The organism is Acinetobacter ihumii, assembly GCF_900625095.1.
Classification (GTDB): domain Bacteria; phylum Pseudomonadota; class Gammaproteobacteria; order Pseudomonadales; family Moraxellaceae; genus Acinetobacter; species Acinetobacter ihumii.
In genome coordinates this window covers 1,122,822-1,147,299 of the sequence record NZ_LR130760.1, presented here as the reverse complement: position 1 = coordinate 1,147,299, position 24,478 = coordinate 1,122,822, and the positions used below count along the sequence as shown (strand labels likewise).

General features: G+C 39.9%; 22 protein-coding genes. 8 read left to right on the top strand and 14 right to left on the bottom strand.

Annotated elements, in window-relative coordinates; all coding sequences use genetic code 11:
* Positions 1–112: 112 nt before the first annotated feature.
* From pstC to sohB, 4 genes are all read left to right on the top strand, one after another.
* Entirely contained in the window at positions 113–1,492 is a 1,380-nt protein-coding gene (gene pstC, locus E0D95_RS05385) for a phosphate ABC transporter permease subunit PstC (RefSeq protein ID WP_130802928.1), read from the top strand.
* Positions 1,489–2,886 carry a phosphate ABC transporter permease PstA gene (pstA, locus tag E0D95_RS05380; RefSeq protein ID WP_130802927.1) on the top strand — a complete coding sequence of 466 codons (1,398 nt, stop codon included), beginning with the start codon at positions 1,489–1,491 and terminating at the stop codon, positions 2,884–2,886. The genes pstC and pstA overlap by 4 nt, the downstream gene beginning before the upstream one ends.
* Before the next feature lie 14 nt (positions 2,887–2,900).
* Positions 2,901–3,818: a phosphate ABC transporter ATP-binding protein PstB gene (gene pstB, locus E0D95_RS05375; RefSeq protein ID WP_130802926.1), complete on the top strand. Its 918-nt coding sequence runs from the start codon at positions 2,901–2,903 to the stop codon at positions 3,816–3,818.
* Positions 3,819–3,967: 149 nt separating this feature from the next.
* On the top strand, positions 3,968–4,930 hold the full coding sequence (sohB, locus tag E0D95_RS05370) for a protease SohB (RefSeq protein ID WP_130802925.1): 963 nt from the start codon (positions 3,968–3,970) through the stop codon (positions 4,928–4,930).
* Positions 4,931–4,960: 30 nt separating this feature from the next.
* Here sohB and E0D95_RS05365 read toward each other — a convergent pair whose 3' ends face one another.
* The 10 genes from E0D95_RS05365 to E0D95_RS05320 all read right to left on the bottom strand — a co-directional run bounded on the left by E0D95_RS05365 (position 4,961) and on the right by E0D95_RS05320 (position 12,943).
* Positions 4,961–5,593 carry a DUF2238 domain-containing protein gene (locus tag E0D95_RS05365; RefSeq protein ID WP_130802924.1) on the bottom strand — a complete coding sequence of 211 codons (633 nt, stop codon included), beginning with the start codon at positions 5,591–5,593 and terminating at the stop codon, positions 4,961–4,963.
* Between the two features lie 85 nt (positions 5,594–5,678).
* A complete protein-coding gene (purB, locus tag E0D95_RS05360) occupies positions 5,679–7,067 on the bottom strand; it encodes an adenylosuccinate lyase (RefSeq protein ID WP_130802923.1) in 1,389 nt (462 codons plus the stop codon).
* 105 nt (positions 7,068–7,172) lie between these two features.
* A complete protein-coding gene (hflD, locus tag E0D95_RS05355; RefSeq protein ID WP_130802922.1) occupies positions 7,173–7,904 on the bottom strand; it encodes a high frequency lysogenization protein HflD in 732 nt (243 codons plus the stop codon).
* A gap of 24 nt (positions 7,905–7,928) precedes the next feature.
* Entirely contained in the window at positions 7,929–9,062 is a 1,134-nt protein-coding gene (gene mnmA / locus E0D95_RS05350) for a tRNA 2-thiouridine(34) synthase MnmA (RefSeq protein ID WP_130802921.1), read from the bottom strand.
* Between the two features lie 4 nt (positions 9,063–9,066).
* The gene (locus E0D95_RS05345; protein WP_130802920.1) at positions 9,067–9,552 is read right to left on the bottom strand and encodes an NUDIX hydrolase; all 486 of its coding nucleotides are present in this window, start codon (positions 9,550–9,552) and stop codon (positions 9,067–9,069) included.
* Between the two features lie 95 nt (positions 9,553–9,647).
* Positions 9,648–10,019, bottom strand: a complete 372-nt coding sequence (locus tag E0D95_RS05340) for a hypothetical protein (protein ID WP_130802919.1) — start codon at positions 10,017–10,019, stop codon at positions 9,648–9,650.
* A 98-nt stretch (positions 10,020–10,117) separates the two neighbouring features.
* Positions 10,118–10,654 carry a gamma carbonic anhydrase family protein gene (locus E0D95_RS05335; RefSeq protein ID WP_130802918.1) on the bottom strand — a complete coding sequence of 179 codons (537 nt, stop codon included), beginning with the start codon at positions 10,652–10,654 and terminating at the stop codon, positions 10,118–10,120.
* Between the two features lie 91 nt (positions 10,655–10,745).
* Positions 10,746–11,894 (bottom strand): D-alanyl-D-alanine carboxypeptidase PBP5/6, encoded by a 1,149-nt coding sequence (gene dacC / locus E0D95_RS05330; RefSeq protein ID WP_130802917.1) that lies wholly within the window; start codon positions 11,892–11,894, stop codon positions 10,746–10,748.
* Positions 11,895–12,008: 114 nt separating this feature from the next.
* Positions 12,009–12,416, bottom strand: coding sequence for an MCR_0457 family protein (locus E0D95_RS05325; RefSeq protein WP_130802916.1), 408 nt, complete (start codon positions 12,414–12,416; stop codon positions 12,009–12,011).
* Between the two features lie 152 nt (positions 12,417–12,568).
* A complete protein-coding gene (locus tag E0D95_RS05320) occupies positions 12,569–12,943 on the bottom strand; it encodes an MCR_0457 family protein (protein WP_130802915.1) in 375 nt (124 codons plus the stop codon).
* A 101-nt stretch (positions 12,944–13,044) separates the two neighbouring features.
* Here E0D95_RS05320 and surE point away from each other — a divergent pair, with 101 nt between their 5' ends.
* From surE to E0D95_RS05305, 3 genes are all read left to right on the top strand, one after another.
* Complete coding sequence (gene surE / locus E0D95_RS05315; RefSeq protein ID WP_130802914.1) at positions 13,045–13,821, top strand: 5'/3'-nucleotidase SurE; 777 nt, start codon at positions 13,045–13,047, stop codon at positions 13,819–13,821.
* Between the two features lie 132 nt (positions 13,822–13,953).
* Positions 13,954–14,799 (top strand): peptidoglycan DD-metalloendopeptidase family protein, encoded by an 846-nt coding sequence (locus tag E0D95_RS05310; RefSeq protein ID WP_130802913.1) that lies wholly within the window; start codon positions 13,954–13,956, stop codon positions 14,797–14,799.
* Positions 14,800–14,907: 108 nt separating this feature from the next.
* Positions 14,908–15,837 carry a LysR family transcriptional regulator gene (locus E0D95_RS05305; RefSeq protein WP_130802912.1) on the top strand — a complete coding sequence of 310 codons (930 nt, stop codon included), beginning with the start codon at positions 14,908–14,910 and terminating at the stop codon, positions 15,835–15,837.
* 166 nt (positions 15,838–16,003) lie between these two features.
* On the opposite strand, the gene E0D95_RS05300 is transcribed toward E0D95_RS05305, so the two are convergent.
* Positions 16,004–17,215: an aspartate aminotransferase family protein gene (locus tag E0D95_RS05300; protein ID WP_130802911.1), complete on the bottom strand. Its 1,212-nt coding sequence runs from the start codon at positions 17,213–17,215 to the stop codon at positions 16,004–16,006.
* Between the two features lie 161 nt (positions 17,216–17,376).
* Here E0D95_RS05300 and grxD point away from each other — a divergent pair, with 161 nt between their 5' ends.
* The gene (gene grxD / locus E0D95_RS05295) at positions 17,377–17,718 is read left to right on the top strand and encodes a Grx4 family monothiol glutaredoxin (protein ID WP_130802910.1); all 342 of its coding nucleotides are present in this window, start codon (positions 17,377–17,379) and stop codon (positions 17,716–17,718) included.
* Positions 17,719–17,797: 79 nt separating this feature from the next.
* On the opposite strand, the gene E0D95_RS05290 is transcribed toward grxD, so the two are convergent.
* From E0D95_RS05290 to E0D95_RS05280, 3 genes are all read right to left on the bottom strand, one after another.
* Entirely contained in the window at positions 17,798–19,033 is a 1,236-nt protein-coding gene (locus tag E0D95_RS05290; RefSeq protein WP_130802909.1) for a multifunctional CCA addition/repair protein, read from the bottom strand.
* Between the two features lie 93 nt (positions 19,034–19,126).
* On the bottom strand, positions 19,127–21,397 hold the full coding sequence (locus tag E0D95_RS05285; protein ID WP_130802908.1) for an NADP-dependent malic enzyme: 2,271 nt from the start codon (positions 21,395–21,397) through the stop codon (positions 19,127–19,129).
* A 142-nt stretch (positions 21,398–21,539) separates the two neighbouring features.
* The gene (locus E0D95_RS05280; protein ID WP_130802907.1) at positions 21,540–24,401 is read right to left on the bottom strand and encodes a putative bifunctional diguanylate cyclase/phosphodiesterase; all 2,862 of its coding nucleotides are present in this window, start codon (positions 24,399–24,401) and stop codon (positions 21,540–21,542) included.
* Positions 24,402–24,478: the final 77 nt, after the last annotated feature.

The following is a 24,478-nucleotide window of genomic DNA, read 5'->3' as shown; positions in this document are numbered from 1 at the left end:
ATATTTGAATCGAAGGCTGATGGTGGGTATAGACCTCCATCAGCTTTTGGTCTAGCAAGATTTTAACTGGGTTTTTTCAAATCATGAAAATTGAGAAAACGGTGGAGATTACATGAATCTGCTATTGATTGGCGTGCTACTGGCACTCATCGCCATAGCTTATCAAATCGGGCTATCAAAAAGTCGTAGCCTAGCAGGTAAGGGAAATAATACTGCGGTATTACATTCGCGTCCGGGTTACTACGGTGCGCTGGTTGCGCTGTGGTGCGGGATCCCTGCTTTTTTAATTTTGATTGTTTGGAATTTAGTTGAACCTAATATTTTAAAACATGTGGTATTGGATCAGGTGCCGGCGGCAACTTTAGCCAGTATGGATCAGGCCAGTATCGAAGTGCTGATGAATCGTGTCAAAGCCATTGCTTCTGGTTTTGGGGTGACAGATCAACCTGCCGTCTATGAGCTCGCAGCCGCTCAACAGCTTGCCAAAATTCAGACCATTGGTTCATATGCTAAATTTGCAGTGGTACTTTGTGCTGCAATTGTGGGATTAATCTGGGCAAAAAAACATGTGGCAGGGCAGTATCGTGCACGTAATAAAGTAGAACGTGTCATTAATATTGCATTGGCATTATGTTCGGGTGTGGCAATTTTAACGACACTGGGCATTGTCATGTCAATGTTTAGTGAGGCATTACGCTTCTTCTCATTTGTTAGCCCACTAGACTTTTTCTTTGGAACTGAATGGAATCCGGGGTTTAGTACATCAGGTAGCGCAGAAGGCAGTTATGGTTTACTTCCATTGCTCTGGGGTACGCTGATGGTGAGCGCGATTGCCTTACTGGTTGCGGTTCCAATTGGTCTAATGATTGCGATTTATCTGGCTGAATATGCATCTTCTACATTACGCTCTTGGGCAAAACCCGCTATTGAAATTTTGGCAGGTATTCCGACCATCGTATATGGTGTATTTGCGTTAATGGTTATTGGACCTTTCTTCAAAATGCTTGGAGAAATGGTCGGCATTAATATTAATGCCACCAGTGCGCTGACTGCGGGTTTCGTGATGGGGATCATGATTATTCCGTTTGTTTCTTCACTTTCTGACGACATTATTACTCAAGTGCCACGTGCATTACGTGATGGTTCACTTGGACTAGGTGCGACTAAATCAGAAACAATTCTTCAGGTGGTTATTCCGGCTGCATTACCGGGAATTATTGGTGCATTCTTGCTTGCCGCGTCTCGCGCAATTGGTGAAACCATGATTGTGGTGTTGGCAGCAGGAAATAGCCCATTATTACATGCTAATCCGCTCGAAGCTGTTTCGACCGTCACAATCACGATTGTAAACCAGTTAACCGGTGATACAGACTTTGCAAGTCCGCAGGCATTGGTGGCATTTGCCTTGGGGTTAACACTGTTTGTGATTACCTTGGGGCTTAACATTGTTGCACTTTATATCGTGCGTAAATATCGCGAGCAATACGAATGAGTACATCAAATACATCTACATCAATGGACCAAAAAGGTTTTGATCCTGAAGTTGCCGCTGAATTACGTGCAAAACGCAAAGATAAAATTGAAAAATCTTTGGCAAAGCGTCATCGTAAAGAAACAACCTTTCGATTATTTGGCTTTTCGGCTGTTGTGATTGGTTTGTTCTTTGTGGCGCTTTTATTTGGCAGTATTTTGTCAAAAGGTTTGCCTGCTTTTTGGCAAACCAGCATGAAAGTTCCTGTTTATTTTGATCCGACTGTCATTGATGCAGGCCCTAAACCTGTACAGGCAGCAGGAGAAACGCCCGCACATTTTCAGGAGCGTTACATCGACTGGCAAACTAAAATGGGCATGGTGGATTGGGATGCACTGATTGTGAATGGCTTGATTGCCAAAGATCCAGCTTTAGCCGCAAAACGTGATGACTTGAGTAGCTTATATACCAGTTCAGAAGCTTATCGATTACGGGATATGGTGTTTAAGGATCCATCTTTGATTGGTAAACGCGAAGAAATTAAGTTTTTGGCAGATGCAAATATTGATGTCTGGCTCACGGGGAAAATTGACCGTAGCTTACCTGACGAACAACAACAACTCAGCCCAGAAATACGTCAATTGGCCGATCAATTGGATAAAAATGGAGTCTTAACGCATTCGTTTAATACCAATATTTTTACCAATCCAGACTCACGTAGTTCACCAGCGACCAGTGGGTTAGCCGGCGCATTTATGGGTTCATTATTCATGATGCTGATCGTGATCTTTATCTCGATTCCAATTGGGGTGGCCAGTGCGGTCTATCTGGAAGAGTTTGCCAAGCAAAATGTGATTACAGATGTCGTCGAAGTCAATATTAACAACTTGGCAGCAGTTCCATCCATCGTATTTGGTTTATTGGGTGCGGCCATCTTTATTAACTGGATGCATTTACCATTGTCTGCACCTTTGGTCGGTGGTTTGGTTCTAAGTTTAATGACATTACCAACCGTGATTATTACTACACGTGCGGCACTCAAAGCCGTGCCGCCGTCGATTCGTCAAGCTGCTTTAGGTTTGGGTGCTTCGCGTGTACAAGTGGTTTTTCATCATGTATTACCGCTTGCTTTACCGGGTATTTTAACAGGTGCGATTATTGGTGTGGCACAAGCTTTAGGTGAAACAGCACCGTTACTTTTAATTGGTATGAGTGCTTTCGTCGCCAGTGTGCCGACCAGTCCTTTAGATCAGTCAACTGCGTTACCCGTGCAAATTTTCTTATGGCAGGGTAATGAACTACGTAATTTCTTTGAAGGACGTACCGCAGCAGCAATTATCGTTTTACTGGCAATGATGATTGGTTTGAATAGTTTAGCCATTTGGTTACGTAAAAAATTCGAAGTGCGTTGGTAATAGAGGGTAAGATGATGAATATTGATACAACTGATACAGCAAACGCCTTAGAAAAGGATACAGCCGTGACTTCTGAGCAAAAACAATTTAGCGGTGTTGAAACTGAACAAAAGCGTCAAACTTCATTTGTTTCTCAGTTTGATACTCAAGTCAGTACTAAAAAAGAAACAAAGACCAAAGTAAAGCTAAGTACCAATGATGTTCATGTTTATTATGGTGACAGTGAAGCCATTAAAGGCATTGACTTAGAAGTCTATGAAAATGAAGTGATTGCATTTATTGGACCTTCGGGTTGTGGTAAATCGACTTTTCTGCGCACACTTAACCGTATGAACGACACCATTGATAGCTGTCGAGTGACAGGTAAGGTGTTGTTAGATAATCATGACATTTATGATCCAAATCTGGATGTGGTGTTATTGCGAGCGCAAGTGGGCATGGTTTTCCAGAAACCTAATCCATTTCCGAAATCTATTTTTGACAATGTCGCTTATGGACCAAAACTTCATGGTTTGGCGCGCGATAAATACGATCTGGAAGAAATCGTTGAAAATAGCTTACGTAAAGCAGGTCTTTGGGACGAAGTCAAAGATCGTCTAAGCCAGCCGGGTACAGGTTTATCAGGTGGTCAACAACAGCGTTTATGTATTGCGCGTACGATTGCGGTTAGCCCAGAAGTTATTTTGATGGATGAGCCTTGTTCGGCACTTGATCCGATTGCAACGGCTAAAGTAGAAGAGCTGATTTCAGAGCTTTCTACTCAATATACCATTGCAATTGTAACCCACTCGATGCAACAGGCAGCACGTGTATCAGATCGTACAGCGTATTTCCACTTGGGTGACCTGATTGAAGTGAACTCGACGGAGAAAGTCTTTACCCAACCTGATCATCAGTTAACTGAAGCCTATATTACAGGCCGGTTCGGTTAGTTGCTAAACGTACAGAGAAGCACCTTGGGGTGCTTTTTTTATTGAAAAAAAGCTTATATATCATCTTGTTTTCAAAAGTCATATTGAAATTTTTATGATTAACCCTCATCTTTTGTTCATAAATAGGAACTTTAGAGAACAAACAGCTTATGCTATTTCATTTGCCCAAATTACCTGCCGAACTTCATGTCAGCCATTTAAATGCACGAGTCAATGAACAGCGTAAAAAAATTGCGCAAACGACTGCATCAAAATTTGAGTTGCTACAGTTAACTCAACAACTGGCAAAAGAATCCAGATCACGCAAAAAGAATAATCAAAAAGTTTTTGTACTTGATTTCAAGGGCGACATTCAGGCATCGGCTGTTGAACAATTACGTGAAGAAATTACATTGGTGTTAGCCACAGCAAAAGCAGGCAAAGATCGTGTAGTTGTACGTCTGGAAAGTCCGGGGGGGATGGTGCACGGTTACGGCTTGGCAGCAGCGCAACTGGTTCGTTTACGTGATGCAGGTTTTCACGTCACTATCGTGGTCGATAAAGTCGCTGCCAGTGGTGGTTATATGATGGCTTGTATTGCCAGTGAAATTATTTCTGCACCGTTTGCCATTTTAGGTTCAATTGGGGTAGTGGCTCAGGTTCCAAACTTTAATCGTTTGCTTAAGCAGCATAATGTTGATTTTGAACTTTATACCGCAGGGGAATATAAGCGTACCGTGACCATGTTTGGTGAAAATACCCCAGAAGGAAAAGCTAAATTTGAAGAAGAGTTACAGCAAACGCATGCGCTGTTTAAACATTTTGTAGAAAAATACCGTCCACAACTGAATGTTGATAAAGTTGCAACAGGCGAACACTGGTACGGTCAGGATGCTTTAGATCTGAATTTAGTAGATAAATTACAAACATCAGATGAATATATTTTAGGTTTATTGCCTCAGCACGATGTGTATGTAATTAGCACACGCAAGCGTCCAACTTTGGGTGAAAAGTTAGGATTGCAAGCTGCACAATTGGCAGATAACTTAATTCCAGCCATCATGAATAAAATGATCGAAAGTTTAAGCAAAGCCAATAGTCATCTGGTTCAGATACGCGACCCTAAGCTTTGATTCTGTTTGTTTAAATTCAAAAGCACTCATTTAAGAGTGCTTTTTATCGAGCAATAATTGTCCCAAACCAAATATTAGGGCTCCAATCGTGGCTAACAGCATATCTTTATGGGCATCCCATATGTCACCTTGTTGTCCATTATATTTTTCAGCCGCTTCAGGTGACATGCCAATTGCGATTAGCCATTCAATCAGTTCATACGCCATACTGGATGCCATCACAAACTGTAAGACCAGCAAGAATAATGTACTGGGCTTTGATTGTGGAAACCAAACCTGAAAGCAGCGATAGAAAAAAGGGTAAAGTAAAAAGCCATAGCTAAAATGCACTAGACGATCATACATATTACGCTGCCAGCCAAACAACTGATTAAGATCAACATGGAAAATTGTTTTAATCCACTCATTATAAGGCACATAGGAATATAAATAATGGGCGGCCAGAATATGAATAAAAAGAAAACCCAGATATAAACTAAAACTTTGAAAATCTAATCCAATTTTTTTAAAGCTCACAAAAAGTAGAATGAGCATCAATACCGTGCCCACTTGATGTAATAAATAAGATTCCAGCTCTAACGGCTGAATACTTGCAATGACAATTTCAACAAAAATAATAAGAATGGCAAGGTAGTGTTTTAAGGTAAAATTTTTTTCAATCATATACGGTCATTCTTTTTGTTTGTAATAGGCGATAAAAAGCGGAACCATTTATAAAATGATTCCGCTCTAGTTTAACTGATATTGATTAAAGTTTATTGATCAAATCATTGATTTGTTTAGCTTGCTCTGTGGCATTACCTGTGTAAGTTGCAGGTGTCAGTTCAGCAAGACGTGCACGCTCATCTGTTGGGACTTGTGCAAGCTCGTCACCATTCACAAAATTAACCATCATGTCACGTGTCATGGCTTGACCACGTGTGAGTGCTTTCAATTTTTCATATGGTTTTTCAACATTATAACGACGCATCACTGTTTGAATCGGTTCTGCCAGAACTTCTTGCGCTTGGTCTAAATCTTCATTCAAACGGTTGGCATTGAGTTCAAGCTTACCGACACCTTTTAAGCAAGCATCAAAAGCAATCAAGCTTTGCGCAAAACCAACACCCATATTACGAAGTACGGTTGAGTCAGTCAGGTCACGCTGCCAGCGAGAGATTGGCAATTTTTCACCTAAGTGAGCCAAGACGGCATTGGCAATCCCCAAGTTACCTTCAGAGTTTTCAAAGTCAATCGGATTGACTTTATGTGGCATGGTGGAAGAACCTACTTCGCCATCTTTTAATTTTTGCTTGAAGTAGCCCAAAGAGATATAACCCCAAACGTCGCGGTTAAAATCAATCAGAATGGTGTTATAACGACGTAAAGCATCAAACAATTCAGCCATATAGTCATGTGGCTCAATTTGAGTGGTGTATGGGTTAAAGGTTAAACCTAAAGACTCAACAAAGGCTTGTGCATGTGCTGCCCAATCAATGTCTGGATAAGCTGATAGGTGGGCATTGTAGTTACCTACCGCACCATTGATTTTGCCAAGTAATTCAACATTTTCAAATTGCTTGATTTGACGTGCCAAACGATAAGCAACGTTTGCCATTTCTTTACCCAAAGTGGTTGGGCTTGCAGTTTGACCGTGTGTACGAGAGAGCATTGGTTGTTCAGCGTGTGTCGTTGCCAAAGCTGCAATCGCATTTAAAATTTGCTTCATGCTGGTCAGTAAAACTTCACGACCATTTTTTAGCATTAATGCATGAGACAAGTTATTAATGTCTTCAGAAGTACATGCAAAGTGAATAAATTCACCTGCATTTTTAAGTTCGTCGATGCCTGCGATTTTTTCTTTAAGGAAATATTCAACTGCTTTAACATCATGATTGGTGGTACGTTCAATCTCTTTGATACGATTGGCATCATCTTCAGAGAAGTCGCTTACAATCGCATCTAAGGCAGCATTGGTTTGACTTGAAAATGGAGCAACTTCAATGATTTCAGAATGGTTAGCAAGTGCTTGTAACCAACGCACCTCAACAGTCACGCGAGCATGAATTAAACCAAACTCAGAAAGATATGGGCGTAGAGCATCACATTTGCTTGCATAACGTCCGTCAAGTGGCGAGAGTGCGGTTAAAGCATTCATACAGATTCCTTAAAGTTAGTCTCTCTTGCGGAACTTTAGTTGTTCCTCAGGGAGAGATTTAGAGAGGGTATAAAAATATAAAATAAACTCGTTGCAGCATCAGGATTAGACCATTTGATATTGCAAACGAGCGAGAGTTTGAATGTCCTGTAGCAATTTACGTTTGCTAAAAATCATATTCCAAGAGCTACCACCCAACTGCCGCCATAGATGTGCCATCTGTAAACCTGTAAATAAACAGGCGCGAATACGATTGGTATGATGACTATCTTTAAAGGCTTCAGCATTGCCACGCACCATAATTCGTGGATTAATCTGACCCGCTGTATCTACATAAGTTTGAGCAAGATTGGCAATAATACTGGGGTGCAAGTAGTTGTTATCGAAAAAAGACAGTTGTTTTAGAATTTTTTGCTGTGATTTTTCAATAATTTCAACAAATTCTGGGTTTTTATAAACTTTCTTTTCCAGTTGTAGCAGTGCCATGGCATAGGTCATAGGCAATTTGGCATTGGAAAGTTTGGGCAGGCGCGATTTGGGTGTGCTACTAAAAGGTTGGGTAATACTACTTTCTAGTGTTTTTAAGCCCAATGAAATATCAGCAAGTTGATTAAAAAAATCGAGTGTTTGAGTTGTAGAATTAACGGCAGGTCGAATATTGAGACACGCTTTAATCAGTTGTTCGAAATAAAAGTTTCCACTTTCACCAATGCTTTGCTGACCAGTCATGGCTGTCATGTGCGTCAACTGTGCGGACTGAAAGACACCCGCAAGCGCCAATGCACGGTTTTGACGTACATTGAGTGCTTGAGGCTGTTGAAAAGGAATATCAACCATGCCTAAAATTCCTTCAAATACACTTTAAATAAAATCGGGTTTGGGTGCATTGGTGTGTAAAATGACACCACCACCTAAACATACATCATCAGCGTAAAACACCACACTTTGACCTGGAGTGACAGCGCGTTGTGGTTGATCAAATTCTACGCGAATCCCTGTTTCACTATTTTCATCACGATAGATTGTACACGCTTGATCAGGTTGACGATAACGAGTTTTCGCCGTGCATCGGAAACCCGTTGCTGGAATCTCTTGCTCACCTGCCACCCAGTCAATCGACTCACTCCAAAGTTGTGTACTTTGCATGAGTGGATGTTCATGACCTTGACCAATCACCAGTCGATTATTGGCAATATCTTTATGCAGTACAAACCATGCACCTTCAGGTGCATTTTTAAGACCACCTAAACCAATACCACCACGCTGACCCAGCGTATAGTACATTAAGCCATGATGTTCACCAACCTCTTGGCCATTATCCAAAACAATTTTTCCGGGTTGTGCAGGCAGATATTGTTTAAGAAAATCATTGAAGCGACGTTCTCCAATAAAGCAAATTCCAGTCGAGTCTTTTTTCTTGGCAGTTGCTAAATCAAGTTGTTCCGCAATTTTACGCACTTCAGGTTTTTCAATTTCACCCACAGGAAATAGCGTCTTATTAATTTCACGACCATGAACTGCATGCAGAAAATAGGTTTGGTCTTTATTGTTATCTGCACCACGCAATAACGGTGCATAGCTTTCACCACGTGAATTTTGCAGACTCTCACCACGACGTGCATAATGACCCGTGGCAATAAAGTCTGCGCCCAAAGTCATCGCATGATCTAAAAACGCGCGAAATTTAATTTCTTTGTTGCATAGAATATCTGGATTCGGGGTACGTCCCGCAGCATATTCAGCAAGAAAATGCTCGAATACGCGATCCCAATATTCCATGGCAAAGTTAGCCGTATGGAGTTTAATGCCAATTTTATCGGCAACGGCTTGCGCATCTGCTAGATCTTCAAGTGCTGTACAGTATTCCGTTCCATCATCTTCTTCCCAGTTTTTCATGAAAAGACCTTCAACCTGATATCCCTGTTGAAGTAAAAGTGCAGCAGAAACCGAAGAATCGACTCCGCCAGACATCCCGACGATGACGCGTTGTGACATAGGATTAAGCATCCAGATTTGAAGTGAAAGAAGGAGAGTGATGTTCGTATATCAACGATAAAGGATAACGTTGACCGCTTAAAGCATCTTGAATGGCTTTAGTAACTAAAGGACTACGCGCGCGCGCGGTTTCCTGTAATTCATCCAGATTCATCCAGACGGCACGCACAATACCTGTATCTAACGTTGCATTTAAATCAGCATTGACACTGTGCGCTATAAAACAAAAGCGATAATAGGTACGATCTGGAAACATGGGTGGGGTATAGGTGTAGACACCAAGCAAGGCATCAATCTCAACTGTATGTCCTGTTTCTTCCCGTGTTTCTCTAATCGCGGCTTGGATCAGGGTTTCACCATATTCGACATGACCCGCAGGTTGATTGAATACAGTATGGGTCACGCCTTCGGTATGTTCTTCGACAAATAGAAAACGTCCATCTTTTTCAACAACTGTGGCAACGGTAACGTGCGGTGTCCAAGTGGTCATAAAAAGCACCCTGATTTAAAAGCAGTATGATACAAAATTTGAAGCTTGGTGGCTAGGTGATGTTGTCTTAGATAAGTAGGCTATTCAATCGTTTCCTAAGCGTTATCTTGTAAATCTTTTCTTATAGCACTAATTAATTGTTTGAAAAATATATCTCTTTCATGGCGCTGGTTAGGTTCATTGGTATTAACCATCCCTTGTACGCCATTTGCTATTTCTTGTGTGCCAAAAACTTCTACACGAGTTTGCCATAGGGCAAAATACTTTGAATTTTCCATACTAGGTTGAATAGCTGCTTTATGTAAGGCATCTAGTAAACCAAAATAAGCCTCCCTCTTTTCTTTATATAATAAGGTTTGCTTGGCTGACTTTCTATTAATAAAATGGTCTAATAATTTTGTAATTATTGCTGTAAGTACAGAACCTATACCAAGGTCACCTAATAGTGGAATGATCCAATTTTCCATAGCAATTTAATTTTGATTAAAATGTAATTAAAAGGGATTTTATTAAAAATATCCAATCAAAAAATTAAACTTTCTAAAAAGGTAAGAGTTAGACATCCTTATTCTTTTAAATAATTATTCTTCACCTTCACATAATTCTGCGCTGAATAAGGTAAAAAGGCTTTTTCTTTATCGGTTAAAGGTCGTACTTTTTGAATAGGACTTCCGACATATAAATATCCACTTTCCAAAACCTTACGTGGTGGAACCAAACTGCCCGCGCCAATCATCACATCATCTTCAACAATCACATCATCCAGAATCACAGTATTGATGCCGATTAAAACCCGATTACCAATGGTGCAGCCATGTAAAGTCACATGATGTCCAACTGTGACATCTTCACCAATAATTAAAGGAGAACCATCAGGTTTGCCTGTTTGCTTGTGGGTCACATGCAGCATGCAGTGATCTTGCACATTGCTGTTTTTACCAATGCGAATATGATTAACATCACCTCGAACCACCGCAAAAGGCCACACAGAAACATTCTCAGCTAAATGAACATCTCCGACCACGACGGACATCTCATCGATATAACAGCTTTCATCAATGTGTGGATAGTGATCTAAATAGGGACGAATGTTCTTGGTCATGGCTAGTTTCAAAATCAGAGATTAAAGAATTATAAAATAAAAAAGCATTCAGACTAAAGCGCCTGAATGCCCGAATTGCTTATTCTAAAAATTAAAATAAGTTACTAAAAAACATTTTGATATGATCAATCATACGTGCGAAGAAACCTGCTTCTTCCACAGGCTTTAAGGCAACAAGCGGTTTTTCAGCAATGACTTTACCGTCAAGGCTCGCCACCAATTTACCGACGACCTGACCTTTGGCTAAAGGTGCATTCAGTTTTGGCTGAATCACCAGTTGCGTTTTGATGTTATCTGCTTGACCTTTAGGCATCGTAACATTGAAGTTTTCAGCTAAACCAATCTGTACTTCATCTTGCTTACCAAACCAGACTTTCGCTTTAGCCAGCACTTGGTTCGCAGGTTGAACATTAACCGTTTCAAAATTTGCATAGCCCCAAGCCAGTAAAGTACGTGTTTGAGCAGCACGTTCATTCATGCTTGGTGTACCAAAGATCACTGAGATTAAACGCATAGGACCACGTTTACTTGAAGTGGTCATACAGTAACCAGCTTCGTTGGTATGACCTGTTTTTAAACCATCCACACTTGGATCGGTATAAAGTAAGGCATTACGGTTACCTTGTTTAATACCGTTAAATGTAAATTCTTTTTCAGAATAGATTGGATAATATTTTGAACTGTCTTTAATAATATGTTGTGCAAGAAGTGCCATATCTTTGGCAGAAGAATAATGACCTTCAGCAGGCATACCCGTAGAGTTAATAAAATGGGTATTGCTCATGCCAATTCGTTTGGCTTCCTGATTCATCATGTGGGCAAAAGTACCTTCATTGCCCGCAATGTGTTCAGCCATGGCTACAGAAGCATCGTTACCTGATTGAACAATAATGCCACGTAGCATTTCCAGTACGGTTGCTGTTCCGTTTAAGGGAACATACATACATGATTCTGAACTACTCCCACGACACCATGCTGATTCGTTCATACGAACATTTTCGTTTTCTGTCAGCTCGCCCTTTAAAAGTTTTTGCTCAATGATGTAACTGGTCATCATTTTGGTCATTGAAGCAGGGGCGAGGTGTTCATTTTCATTTTTCGATGCGAGAATTTGCCCCGTCTCATAATCCATTAATACATAAGCTTTATTATTTAATTCTGGGGGTGAGGATAAAACAGTTGCTGCATATGAAAATGAAGGTAAAAGTATGAGTGCAGCAAAGGTGCTTTTTTGAATCATTCTAGGCGGTTCCGATAACTTGTGTGAAGCAGACGAGCCTAGCATTTTAGGATAAAGCCAAGCCGACTTCTACGGTTTCAGTCGGCTTATTTCATACATATTGTAAATAATTGACTACTTGGAATAATAATTACGAACATCATCGCAAATTTGACGATTATCATCATCAGATGCTTTTTTGGCATCGGCACGTGCTTCTTTTAATGCAGGCTGAAACTCTTTGGTTTTTACACGTTTTTTCAAGATTTCAACAGCGTTTGGCTCGTTGTTCAAATAAGCTTTGACCAGATTCTCGTAAGCTTTATTAAACTTCAAATCTTTGCCAATCAGAGTTGGGCAGACTTCAGAAAGTACATAAATGGCTGCAAGTTCTTGGGGGGTCACATTATCTGAACTAGGTGTAACTTCAATTTTTTCAGCATCAGTTTTTTTATCAGCTGCAAATGTTGAGGTTGCAGTAATTAGCGTACTGGATGCGATAAGAAATGATAAACCTGCTATTTTAAAAAGATTTTTCTTCATAAAAAACTCAAACTCAAAACAAGACTTAAACAATTTGAACCACTTATAGCATAAAATTAATTTCTGAATTGTATCTTTGCTGTAGAGCATGAAAGGGCTAAAGACTTTAAAGACAGTGTTTAAAGTCTTTATGAGCATTGAAAAGAGCTGAATTAGTCTTCAAAATTCAGCACATCTTCACAGACTGATTTTTGTTCGTCCGCTGGAGTTTCTTTGACTGCTTTATGGGCATCATCCAGCAATGCTTTGTATTCAGCATCATTTTGTAATACTGAAAGTGTCATGGTTTGACCTGTATATTGTTTTAAGTTCATTTGAATCAATTTTTGAATATTTTGTTCAAACTTGGCATTTTTTCCGATAAGGGCAGGGCAAACTTCACTTAAAACCTGCGTTCCTGCAATATCCTCTTTTACCAGCGCATTATTTTCATCAGAATTTAAAGTTGCTGCCGCAGAAGCAGTTTGATTAAGTGTGATAACCGTTAAAGTAATTAAACAAAAGCGTGATAGAAGGGACATTCTCATGATTTCACAAAATTATTAATGAATTTAATCGTTAAATATATATAATTTAATAAATATTTCAATTGATTAACCTCAACAGTCATTTATCGAGATCTTGTTTTGTGAATATCCTTATAGCCAATGATGATGGTGTTTTTGCACCTGGCATTCAGGCACTTGCTCAAGCTTTAAAACCTTTAGGTCGTGTGGTCGTCGTTGCTCCAGAAAGTGAGCGAAGTGGATTTTCAAGTGCATTAACACTGGATCGTCCTTTACGCCCAATTCCAATTGCAGAGGATGTCTGGGCTGTAAATGGTACACCCGCCGATTGTGTCTATCTTTCCATGAATGGTTTGTTTGATTTTGAGTTTGATCTGGTGGTGAGTGGCATCAACAGCGGTGCAAACTTGGGTGATGATGTACTTTACTCAGGGACAGTCGGGGCAGCATTTGAAGGACGCTTGATGAAACAGCCCGCAATTGCGGTGTCATTGGCAGGTAGTAATGTTCGTTCGTATGAACATGCAAATGATTATGCTGTTGCAGCAAAATGGGTACATGATTTTATTGCACGAGGTTTGCCAAGCCTACCACCGCGACATATTTTAAATATTAATATTCCAGATGTTGCAGAGCTTCAAGGCGAAAGAGTGACCTATCAGGGGCTTCGTGCCCAATCTAAGCCGATTACCAGTCATGTTGATCCGCGTGGTCGGCAAGTTTACTGGATTGGGTTAGCTGGCGAAGCAGTCACAGATCCAAAGAAAACACGAAGTCATATTCAGTCTGATTTTTTTGCTGTTGCTAATGGCTATGTCAGTATTACCCCGATCCAGATGGATGCCACCAATTATAGTGTGCTTGAAGATTTACAGCAGAACTTGAATTTATCTTTGTGAAACGGTTCTCTGTATGTTTAAACAAAATGTTATAACTTTGTGAAAATTAAGACGAGGAACGTGCGTCTTCGTCCTTTTTTGGTACTCTTAGCGAAAATATCTGTTGTTTTATATTATGAGAGAGGGAGATCGATGCGATTGCTTCGACTAAATGACCAGATGCTGACTATTTCAGACCGTAAATTTTTAAAAACAATAATAATGTCGGTAGCTGTTGTCTCAGCCATGGCGATAACAGGGTGTGCTTCCAAACCTCAAATTAATGGTCATTCTACTCGTACCATAAATTCACCAGATTATTATACCGTCCGTTCAGGCGATACGCTAAGCGGGATTGCAGCACGTTATGGTTTAAACTATATCAATGTTGCTGAACTTAATGATATCGCGCCGCCGTATCGGATTTATGTAAATCAATCATTACGACTGAAAGGCACTGCAACCAAGCGTACAACCACGACTCAAGCCATTACCCAAAGTGCTCCAATTCAGCGTCAAACTATTGCGTTGCCAACAACAACTGCCCCAACCACCACGACACGTCCAGCGCCACAAACCGCTGCTCCAGTCACAACTGCACCGCCTATTACAACCACACCTACCTCAACGACATTACGTTGGGTAAAACCATCAACTGGACCGGTGATTCAACAATTTAATCTGGCAAATAACATCAAAGGTTTGCGTTACGGTGGAAATGTGGGTGATCCTGTCTATGCAGCAGCAAATGGGCAAGTGGTTTATGCCGCAGATGGACTGAAAGAATATGGTAATCTGGTTTTAATTAAGCATATTGATGGTTACATCACTGCATACGCACATAACAGTAAAATGCTGGTTAAAAGTGGTGACAACATCACAGCAGGGCAAAAAATTGCAGAAATGGGCTCATCTGGCGCAAATAGTGTGATGTTGGAATTCCAGATTCGCTTAGATGGAAAGCCAATTAACCCTGCAAATATTATCCCAATTAACTAATTCTATATTCAAATTAGCTAATGCAAATCGTAAATTTCTCCGTATAATACAATGAGATGATTTTATCAAATAATGATAACTGCATCTCATAAGTTTAGAGGGAAATTTATGTTAGATCAACTTCGAGCAATGGGAGTGTTTGCTTGTGTTGTAGAAAAAAGCTCGTTTAGTGGTGCAGCCCGTGATTTGGGTATCACTACAAGCGCAGTGAGTCAACAGATTCGGTCGTTAGAGCAGGACATGGAGGTTACACTTCTACATCGTTCTACCCGTAAACTTAGCTTAACTGAAGCTGGACAGGCTTTTTTCCACAGTTGTCAAGAAATGCTTGCCGCAGCGGAACGTGGTAAAATTCGAATTAACGAATTGCGTGATGACTTGGTGGGTGATTTGCGTATCGCAACGACACCAGAACTAGGTGCATTACACATTGTTCCAGCCTTATCTCACTGGATGTCCGCACATCGTGGATTATCTATTAATTTTGAAGCAGACCATCGCTATATTGACCTGATTGAAGGTCGTATTGATATTGCCGTTCGTATGAGTGCAAAAATCGAAGATCAAAATTTAACTATCATTCCGATGGCAAGAGTTGATCAGGTTTTGGTTGCTTCACCGAGCTATTTAAATCAGTCTGCTCCCATCTCGCGTCCTGAAGATTTGAAGAATCACGATCTGATTCCAGTAAATCTGATGAATAATTATCAGCACTTTTCATTTCAGCATGCGTCAACGGGCGAATCCGTAAATATTGACATGAAAACTCGTCTACAAACGAACAATGTTTTTGTAGCGAAATCTTTATGTCAACAAGGCCATGGGCTGACCCGAATCCTTTATCTGGATGTACAAAAAGAACTGATTAATGGTTCTTTGGTTGAAGTGTTGCCTGAATGGAATTTACCGCATTTCACACTCTATGCCATGACATCTAAACGTGAACAGCACCCGATGAAGATCCATCGTTGTCTGGATGCGTTAAAGCAATATTTTAGTCAGTTACCCGGTGGGAGAACATTTCAGGAAGTATCCTAATTACTTTTAATCTGTCTTAGTTAAAATGCAATAGTGAAAAAAATCGAGTTATGCCAATAGCTCGTTTTTTGCTTTTAAGATTGAAAAAAGCCGCAACATTGATTTTAAGCTACAACGTTGCGGCTTTCTTATCAAAATGTTGAACTCAACATTTTGACTTGGAATATTAAGCTAAAAATTGCTGAATAGCTGGCACTAAACGAGATAATAAATCATCTGCTTGTTGTTGCGTCATATTCAGTGGTGGCAATAAACGCACCACAGAACCTGCGGTCACATTGATAATTAATTTATATTCATCGCGCGCAATGGCAACCATTTCAGGGCAGGCTTTTGGTAATTCAACACCAATCATCATACCAAAACCGCGAACTTCAACATTTAAACCAGAAAGTTTTTCACGCAATTGTTCAACAATATATTGTCCGACTTTTGCAGCATTTTCTACGGCATTCTCTTTTTGAATGGTATCAATAACCGTGTAGACCACACGGGAACCTAGCACAGTTCCGCCATAAGTTGAACCATGACTTCCCGGGCCAAGTATCCCAACTGCTTTTGCTTGAGTCATTACAGCACCAACAGGGAAGCCATTTCCCAAGCCTTTGGCGGTTGTTAATACATCTGGAATAATATTGGTATGTTGATAAGCAAAATATTTGCCTGTACGACCATTACCTGTTTGAATTTCATCCAGCATCATCAGCCAATTATGTTGAATACATAAGGCACGAACATCTTCTAAATAACTAAAACCTTGCGGTGCAGTATTAATACCGCCTTCACCCTGAATCGGTTCAATTAAAATCGCGACGATATCAGGATGTTGCAATGCAACTTCCTGCAATGCTTCCAAGTCACCAAAAGGCACACGAATAAAACCTTCCACTAAAGGGAAAAAACCTTCCTGAACTTTCGTGTTACCTGTTGCAGATAACGTCGCTAACGTTCGACCATGAAAGGATTTTTCAGCAACCACAATTTTGGGGTTTTGAATACCTTGCTGGCTGGCATATTTACGTGCAATTTTAATTGCACCTTCGTTGGCTTCAGCACCGCTATTAGAAAAGAACACTTCCTGCATACCTGAAACTTCAGCCAGTTTTTGTGCAGCAGCCGTTTGCCAAGGAATTTCAAATAAATTGCTGGTGTGAACAAGAGTGGCGGCTTGCTCCGCAATCGCTTCTGCAATGACAGGATGCGCATGACCTAAACCACAGACTGCAATACCTGTCAGTGCGTCCAGGTACTCTGTGCCATCTGCTGTGTAAAGATAAGAACCTCGTCCTCGCACAAAACTGATCGCTTGGCGGCCATAGGTTGCCATCAAATGTGAAGGTTGATCAGCTTGTACAGGGGCGAGAGTAATGTGATTCATAACGAACTCTTATCTGTTGAATAAATGGAAAGGGTTTATATAAGCAAAAACCATTACAGAATGAAAGGGCTAAACGAAATTAAAATAGAATTATCGTATTGGATCATAACAAAGAGACTGGTTTTAGGTATAATGCATGCAGAATAGTTGAGGATTTATCTATGACTGAACAAGCACGTGATACCGAAGCACTGATTCGCGATCAAATTGCCAAGCACTCGGTTTTACTTTATATGAAAGGCACTCCACAGTTTCCACAATGTGGTTTCTCTGCGCGTGCAGTTGAAGCACTCAGTCAAATCGGTCGTCCATTTGCCTATGTGAATATTTTGGAAAATCCAGACATTCGTGCAACGCTTCCTCAAATTGCCAACTGGCCAACTTTCCCACAACTTTGGGTCAATGGTGAACTGGTTGGTGGTAGCGACATCATGTTGGAAATGTTCCAAAATGGTGAATTAAAACCTTTAATTGAGCAACATAGCCCAGCGCCAGAAGCTTGATTTGAGTGATTGAAAAAACCTGAGATTTTTCTCAGGTTTTTTTTATGAAGTTGAAATATGTCTACTTAAATATTACTCGTTAAACATGGTTTTCATATTGCTGTTTAAGATGAGCCAAAGCATCAATACGATATTGAATCAGCATTTCACCAATTTCAGGTCCCTGAATATGATCAGGCAAATCTGATGCCTTAATTGAGCGGACAATGTTCATGGCCTGACGCATATATTCTGCTTGAGGATATTCTCGATGTTCTAGTCCCAAGCGTCCACGTGCATCACATTCACAGGCTTGTATAAAAGCTTCGACCCGTTCAGGTCGTCTTAAAACATCCAAACGTTGTAATAAACGCCATAAAGTGCCTGGTTTCAGCGTCATGGCTTGATGACATTTTAAATGTTCTTTACAGACTGAAACTGCTAATTGTTTGAGTTGGGTGGGGACTTTTAAACGATCCGATAAAATCTGTACAGGTTTAACCCCTCGTTCTTCATGCATAATATGCCGTGGAAGTTCATCTTTAGGTGTCAGAGCTTTACCCAAGTCGTGAACCAAAACTGCATAGCGTACATCAAGCGAATAATTAGCATTACAGGCTTGCTGCAAGGCCATGAGGGTATGAATGCCGCAGTCAATTTCGGGATGATATTCTGGACGTTGCGGTACACCAAATAGTGCATCTATTTCTGGGAATAGCACCTGCAAAGCACCACACGCACGTAAAACTTCAAAATAGACCTGAGCATTTGTTTCCATCAGTGCTCTGTACGTTTCTTTCCAGACACGTTCAGGTGTGAGTGCATCGAGCTCGCCTGATTCACTTAATTTTTGCATTAAACTTAGTGTTTCTGGTGCAATGCTAAAACCATATTGAAAATAACGTGCTGCGAAACGTGCAACCCGAAGTACTCGAAGTGGATCTTCTAAAAAAGCATCGGAAACATGGCGTAAGATTTTCATTTCCAGATCTTGACGACCACCATAAGGATCATAAATCTGACCAGAACCTTCATCCATTGCAATAGCATTGATGGTGAGATCACGACGAATCAGATCATCTTCAAGGGTAACACTTGGGTCAGTAAAAAATTGAAAACCATGATAACCGACACCAGATTTGCGTTCGGTACGTGCCAGTGCATATTCGTCTTTGGTTTGCGGATGTAAAAATACGGGGAAATCTTTACCAACGGGCTGATAACCCTGATCAAGCAATTGCTGTGGTGTAGCTCCGACCACAACATAATCTTTTTCGTGATAGGGATGCCCAAGTAAATGATCGCGTACGGCACCGCCTACTAAATAAACATGCATGAAAAAACCTCTGTTCTTATCAGCATCATGCTACAGAACAGAGGTTTTCTCAAGTCACAAAGTTAAGCTTTTCTTTAAACTTATGTTTAGAGATTAGCCACCACTTTGTTGAATTTCAGCCACAGTCAGGGCTGTCATATTTAAAACCCGACGCGTTGTTGCCGTCGGAGTAAGAATATGAACAGGTTTTGCTGCACCTAGTAAAATAGGGCCAATGGTCACATTGTTACCAGAGGTTGCTTTTAATAAGTTAAATGAAATATTTGCAGAATCAAGATTCGGCATAATCAATAGGTTAGCAGAACCTTTGAAACGTGAATGTGGGAACGCGAAATGACGAATGTTTTCATCAAGCGCAGCATCACCATGCATTTCACCTTCAACTTCAAGTTCAGGGGCACGTTCAGAAAGTAAGCGGTAAACTTCACGCATTTTTTTTGCGCTCGGATCATTCTGGTCACTACCAAAACTTGAGTGAGAAAGCAAAGCAATGCGTGGGGTAATACCAAAGCGACGTACTTCTTCAGCGGCCATAATGGTCATATCAACCAACTGTTCTGCGGTTGGATTAGTATTGACGTAGGTATCTGCAATAAACAGATTACGATCTTCAAGCATTAATGCATTTAAAGTAAAGAAGTTATTTACACCTTCTTTAAGTCCAATCACATTGCTGACAAAATCTAAATGGATGTCATAACTGCTGTATGTACCGCACAGCATACCATCTGCTTGACCAAATTTAACCAGTAATGCTGCAATTAAAGTCGAGCGACGACGTGCTTCACGTTGAGCATATTCAACCGTCACACCTTTGCGTTGCATGGTTTGATGATAATCTTTCCAAAAATCTTCATACTGAGGATTATTTTCCTGATCAACAATCTGCATGTTTTTGCCGTTTTCTAAACGCAAACCTAGCTTTTTAATGTTTGCTTCAATGACCGCAGTACGACCAACCAGAATCGGGTAAGCGATACCATCATCAACTGCAATTTGTACAGCGCGAAGTACACGTAAGTCTTCACCTTCAGCATAGGCAATTCGTTTAGGATTGGCTTTGGCTTGTGAGAAAATTGGCTTCATCATAAATGCTGAGTTATATACAAACTCAGATAATTTTTGACGATATGCAGAAAAATCTTCGATTGGACGAGTCGCTACACCAGAATCCATTGCTGCTTGCGCTACAGCAGGCGCAATTTCCAAAATCAGGCGTTGATCTAATGGACGTGGAATTAGGTAATCACGACCAAATGAAGCCGATTTTTCGCCATACGTCGCAGCATCAGCTTCTACATGTGCCATACGTGCAATCGCATGAACACAGGCAATTTTCATTTCTTCATTAATCGTGGTTGCACCTACATCTAAGGCACCACGGAAGATGTATGGGAAACATAGGGCATTGTTCACCTGATTTGGATAGTCAGAACGACCAGTCGCCATAATCACATCAGGGCGAACTTCATGTGCGTGTTCAGGTAAAATTTCTGGATCTGGATTTGCCAATGCGAAAATAATTGGATTTTCTGCCATGCCTTTCACCATTTCTTTGGTGAGAATACCCGCCGCAGAAAGACCAAGGAACATGTCCGCACCTGCAATCACTTCATGTAATTGGGTCTGTGGAATATCTTGAACATAACGTTTTTTAGAATCATCCAAGCCATCACGTGAGGTTGTTAACAAACCACGCGAGTCAGCAACTGTGATATTTTGCTTATTTACACCAAGCGCGCAAAGTAAGTCGAGGCAAGATAACGCAGCAGCACCTGCACCTGATGCCACAATTTTAATGTCTTCAATTTTTTTATTCACTAATTGTAAGGCATTTAATAAGGCTGACCCGACAATAATACTGGTTCCATGTTGATCATCATGGAACACAGGAATATTCATGCGCTCACGCAGTTTCTTCTCAATATAAAAACATTCAGGTGCTTTAATGTCTTCGAGGTTAATACCGCCAAAAGTAGGTTCTAACGCAGCAACGATATCGACAATTTTATCTGGATCATTTTCTGCAATTTCAATATCAAAAACGTCCACGCCTGCAAATTTCTTAAACAGTACGCCTTTACCTTCCATGACAGGTTTTGAAGCCAATGGACCGATATTGCCCAGACCCAAAACAGCAGTACCATTACTGACAACGGCAACCAGATTGCCACGTGCAGTATATTTGGCAGCAGCGGAAGGATCGCGTTCAATCTCTAAACACGGAGCTGCAACTCCCGGAGAATAAGCAAGTGCCAAGTCATGCTGATTGACAAGCTGTTTACTTGGAGTAACGCTGATTTTTCCTGGGGTAGGATGTTCATGGTAATACAAAGCAGCTTGTTTTAATGATTGATCGTCCATCTGAATCTCGGTTGTTACAGAATTTAACTAATGAATACTGGGGTAATTGGTAAATCCGTTCGAATATACCACTAGTTCGACCTTACGCCCAGACAAAAAAGATCAATTTCCTTTAAACATATGGGTTTTTGCTTATTTCTACTTATGAATTGAGTGAAGCGTGTTTTTTTAGAAAAGCGGTGCTTTTCTCGGCACATAAAGGTTTGGAAAATAAAAAACCTTGTAAAATATCGCATTTTTGTTGGCGTAGAAAATTGGCTTGTTCTTCGGTTTCTACCCCTTCGGCAACCAATCCTAAGTTCATCGCTTTACCCATCGCAATCATGGCACTGACTATGGCTTCCTGTTTAGGATTACCAATATTAGAAATAAAAGCTCGATCAATTTTTAAAATATCAATTGGATATTCTGTAAGGTAGGCCAGCGATGAATAACCTGTACCAAAGTCATCCAGTGAAATTAAAATATTACGCTCTTTAATCTCTTGAAGCATTTCCTGAACAATTTCAGAGCTTTCCATGAGTGAAGATTCGGTAATTTCAAGTTCTAAATTTTTTCCATCAATATGATAAAGTTGCATCGCGTCATCCAGATCATTGAGTAATTGACCGCGATGAATTTGTTGAGCCACCACATTCACAGATACACAAATATTTGGATAACCTTGATCTTCCCATGCACGAATTTGTTTTGCTGTTTCTAGGATCACAAAACGACCAATGTCTGAAATCAGACTAGTTTCCAAAGCGATCGGAATAAATAAATCAGGAGAAATAATGCCTTTAACTGGATGATTCCAACGTGCAAGTGCTTCAAAACCATAAATTCGATTATTTTGTGCACAAATTTTAGGTTGGTAATACACAATCAATTCATTATTTTTAATGGCATTACGCAATTCGCGTTCAATATTTACCCCTTGCGTCAACAACGCTGCTTTTTCTGGGGAGTAGTAGCAAACGGTATTGCCGCCCAGACGTTTGGCATCATTTAAAGCCTGTTCTGCATGACTATTTAAGCTATCAATCTGGCGACCATGTTCGGGGTAATACGCCACTCCCATCGATACAGTAATAACAAATTCCTGATCCTGAACATGAAAAGGTTCCAGAAAACTATTAAAAATACGCGCACAATGTTGTTCTATCGAAGGGCGAATGTGGGAAATTTCGTAAATAATTGCAAAATTATCGCCATTAAGATGAGCCAGTAACAGTGCTTCAGAATTGGTAATACGTAACCGTTGAGCCACTTTTTTTAATAATTCGTCTCCACCATGATTGGTTAAAAATTCATTGAGAGTACGGAAACGGTCAATATTAAAACGAATAACCGCAAATTGTTTAATTGGATCTTTCTGGCTGACTAAATACTGATGCAGTTGATAGTTATAATAAAAACGATTCGGTAGGTCGGTTAACTTATCGTAATTTTCAAGATAGGATAGACGCTGTTCCTGACGTTTACGTTCGGTTTGATCCGAAACAATACCGATATAGTTCATGATTTGATCATTATCATTTTTAACCGCATTAATATGGGTCCATATCGACACTTCACGTCCTGATAAAAATAACTCATTTAACTCACCATCAAACTCACCCTTTTGTAAAAGTTGTTTGGTGATATTTAAATGCATATTTTTTTGTTGGAATTTATCATTACTGGTAATGTCAAATAAGTGTTTCCCCAAAATTTCGTTCTGGCTAAATCCGGTTAATTGCTCATAACATGGATTGGCATCGATATAACATAAATTTTCATCCAGTACGAAAATTCCTTCCGCAGCTTGTTGCACCACACTTGCTGCAAGTTTTAGGCGGTCCTGATCTTTTTTCTCCTGACTAATATCACGACGAATACCAACCATACGTAAAGGAATATTCGTTTTAGCTTGTCTTGCAACCACTTGACCTACTTCTTGTACCCAGCACCATTGATCATTTTGTTGAATGCGAACCACAACATCAAAGCGTGGTGTATAACCGCGCAAATGACGGTACAGCGCTCTTTTAACAGGAAGTAAATCATCAGGATGGACAATCTCTTCCAGATAACGTTGATGCAGTTTCCAGTCTTTAATAACTTTATCTTGTTCAGGGGTCGTGATTTCTATTTTTCTATGTTCAATGTCCCAACTCCATGGACGAATTCCTGCAATCTCGTGTGCAAGTCGTAAATTTTGTGCATGATTTTCAAGACGATCATTCATCTTCTCAATATCATAGGTTCGTTCTTTTACTTTTTGTTCAAGTAACTGATTATGTAATTGTAGTTGTAATTCAATTTCCTTGGATTTTTCCATTTCCAACTGAAGTTGTTGATACAGCTCATCAGTCCATTTTACTTGTTCTTCAGCAGTTTTTTTAAGCTCTTTATTCTTAAAAAACAGAAGTGACATATTATATTTATTACGGTGTGAATTGATGGCACTGATGATCAGAATAATGACAATAAAATTATAAGCAATATAAAATAAGGCATAATCATTTTGATGGTGACTAAACTGAGAAATAAAAATTGGAATAATGCTAGGGATAAATAATAGAAAGAAATAACGTAAAGAATAGGTTAAATATGTAAGACAAATCACTCCAGTTAGAATGTACAAGAGCGAACTCAATGTTAAAATGTGTGCTGCTGAAATAGGCGGAATGAGTTGGGTTAAATTATATAAAATGAGTAAAATGCCTGTACCAATAATAGAGCCACTACTCAAACACACAAATTGCAACCAGCGATGTGCGACTTTAAAGTTATAATCTTTATTTTGGAAAAAATGAGAGTGAATATAAAGACAACTCATAAAAAACACACTACTGATAATAACCCATAAATTAAAGCCAAATGAAGAAACAGGGCTGTAAAATACACGGTAAAGTAGGTAATCAAATATACAGAGTAAAAATAAATTAATTAATAAAGCTTTGCTATGTCTGATTGAGCTTTTAATATGCACTGTATCGACATGGTCGAACAATTCAGTTTCTTGTATTTCAGACATATAAATATGACCCGGCCAATATATAAATAAAAATAAATAACTACAAAAATAAAAATAATCTGCTTTTTAGTGTTGAT

Coding starts and splice junctions, on each gene's coding strand:
- E0D95_RS05325 (WP_130802916.1), bottom strand. CDS start 12,416: ATGAAGAAAAATCTTTTTAAAATAGCAGGTTTATCATTTCTTATCGCA.
- grxD (WP_130802910.1), top strand. CDS start 17,377: ATGACTGAACAAGCACGTGATACCGAAGCACTGATTCGCGATCAAATT.
- E0D95_RS05365 (WP_130802924.1), bottom strand. CDS start 5,593: ATGATTGAAAAAAATTTTACCTTAAAACACTACCTTGCCATTCTTATT.
- E0D95_RS05340 (WP_130802919.1), bottom strand. CDS start 10,019: ATGGAAAATTGGATCATTCCACTATTAGGTGACCTTGGTATAGGTTCT.
- E0D95_RS05310 (WP_130802913.1), top strand. CDS start 13,954: ATGCGATTGCTTCGACTAAATGACCAGATGCTGACTATTTCAGACCGT.
- pstB (WP_130802926.1), top strand. CDS start 2,901: ATGAATATTGATACAACTGATACAGCAAACGCCTTAGAAAAGGATACA.
- sohB (WP_130802925.1), top strand. CDS start 3,968: ATGCTATTTCATTTGCCCAAATTACCTGCCGAACTTCATGTCAGCCAT.
- E0D95_RS05290 (WP_130802909.1), bottom strand. CDS start 19,033: ATGCATGTTTATTTAGTAGGCGGTGCCGTACGCGATCATTTACTTGGG.
- hflD (WP_130802922.1), bottom strand. CDS start 7,904: ATGGTTGATATTCCTTTTCAACAGCCTCAAGCACTCAATGTACGTCAA.
- E0D95_RS05300 (WP_130802911.1), bottom strand. CDS start 17,215: ATGAATCACATTACTCTCGCCCCTGTACAAGCTGATCAACCTTCACAT.
- E0D95_RS05285 (WP_130802908.1), bottom strand. CDS start 21,397: ATGGACGATCAATCATTAAAACAAGCTGCTTTGTATTACCATGAACAT.
- mnmA (WP_130802921.1), bottom strand. CDS start 9,062: ATGTCACAACGCGTCATCGTCGGGATGTCTGGCGGAGTCGATTCTTCG.
- E0D95_RS05305 (WP_130802912.1), top strand. CDS start 14,908: ATGTTAGATCAACTTCGAGCAATGGGAGTGTTTGCTTGTGTTGTAGAA.
- pstC (WP_130802928.1), top strand. CDS start 113: ATGAATCTGCTATTGATTGGCGTGCTACTGGCACTCATCGCCATAGCT.
- pstA (WP_130802927.1), top strand. CDS start 1,489: ATGAGTACATCAAATACATCTACATCAATGGACCAAAAAGGTTTTGAT.
- E0D95_RS05335 (WP_130802918.1), bottom strand. CDS start 10,654: ATGACCAAGAACATTCGTCCCTATTTAGATCACTATCCACACATTGAT.
- E0D95_RS05280 (WP_130802907.1), bottom strand. CDS start 24,401: ATGTCTGAAATACAAGAAACTGAATTGTTCGACCATGTCGATACAGTG.
- dacC (WP_130802917.1), bottom strand. CDS start 11,894: ATGATTCAAAAAAGCACCTTTGCTGCACTCATACTTTTACCTTCATTT.
- E0D95_RS05345 (WP_130802920.1), bottom strand. CDS start 9,552: ATGACCACTTGGACACCGCACGTTACCGTTGCCACAGTTGTTGAAAAA.
- E0D95_RS05320 (WP_130802915.1), bottom strand. CDS start 12,943: ATGAGAATGTCCCTTCTATCACGCTTTTGTTTAATTACTTTAACGGTT.
- purB (WP_130802923.1), bottom strand. CDS start 7,067: ATGAATGCTTTAACCGCACTCTCGCCACTTGACGGACGTTATGCAAGC.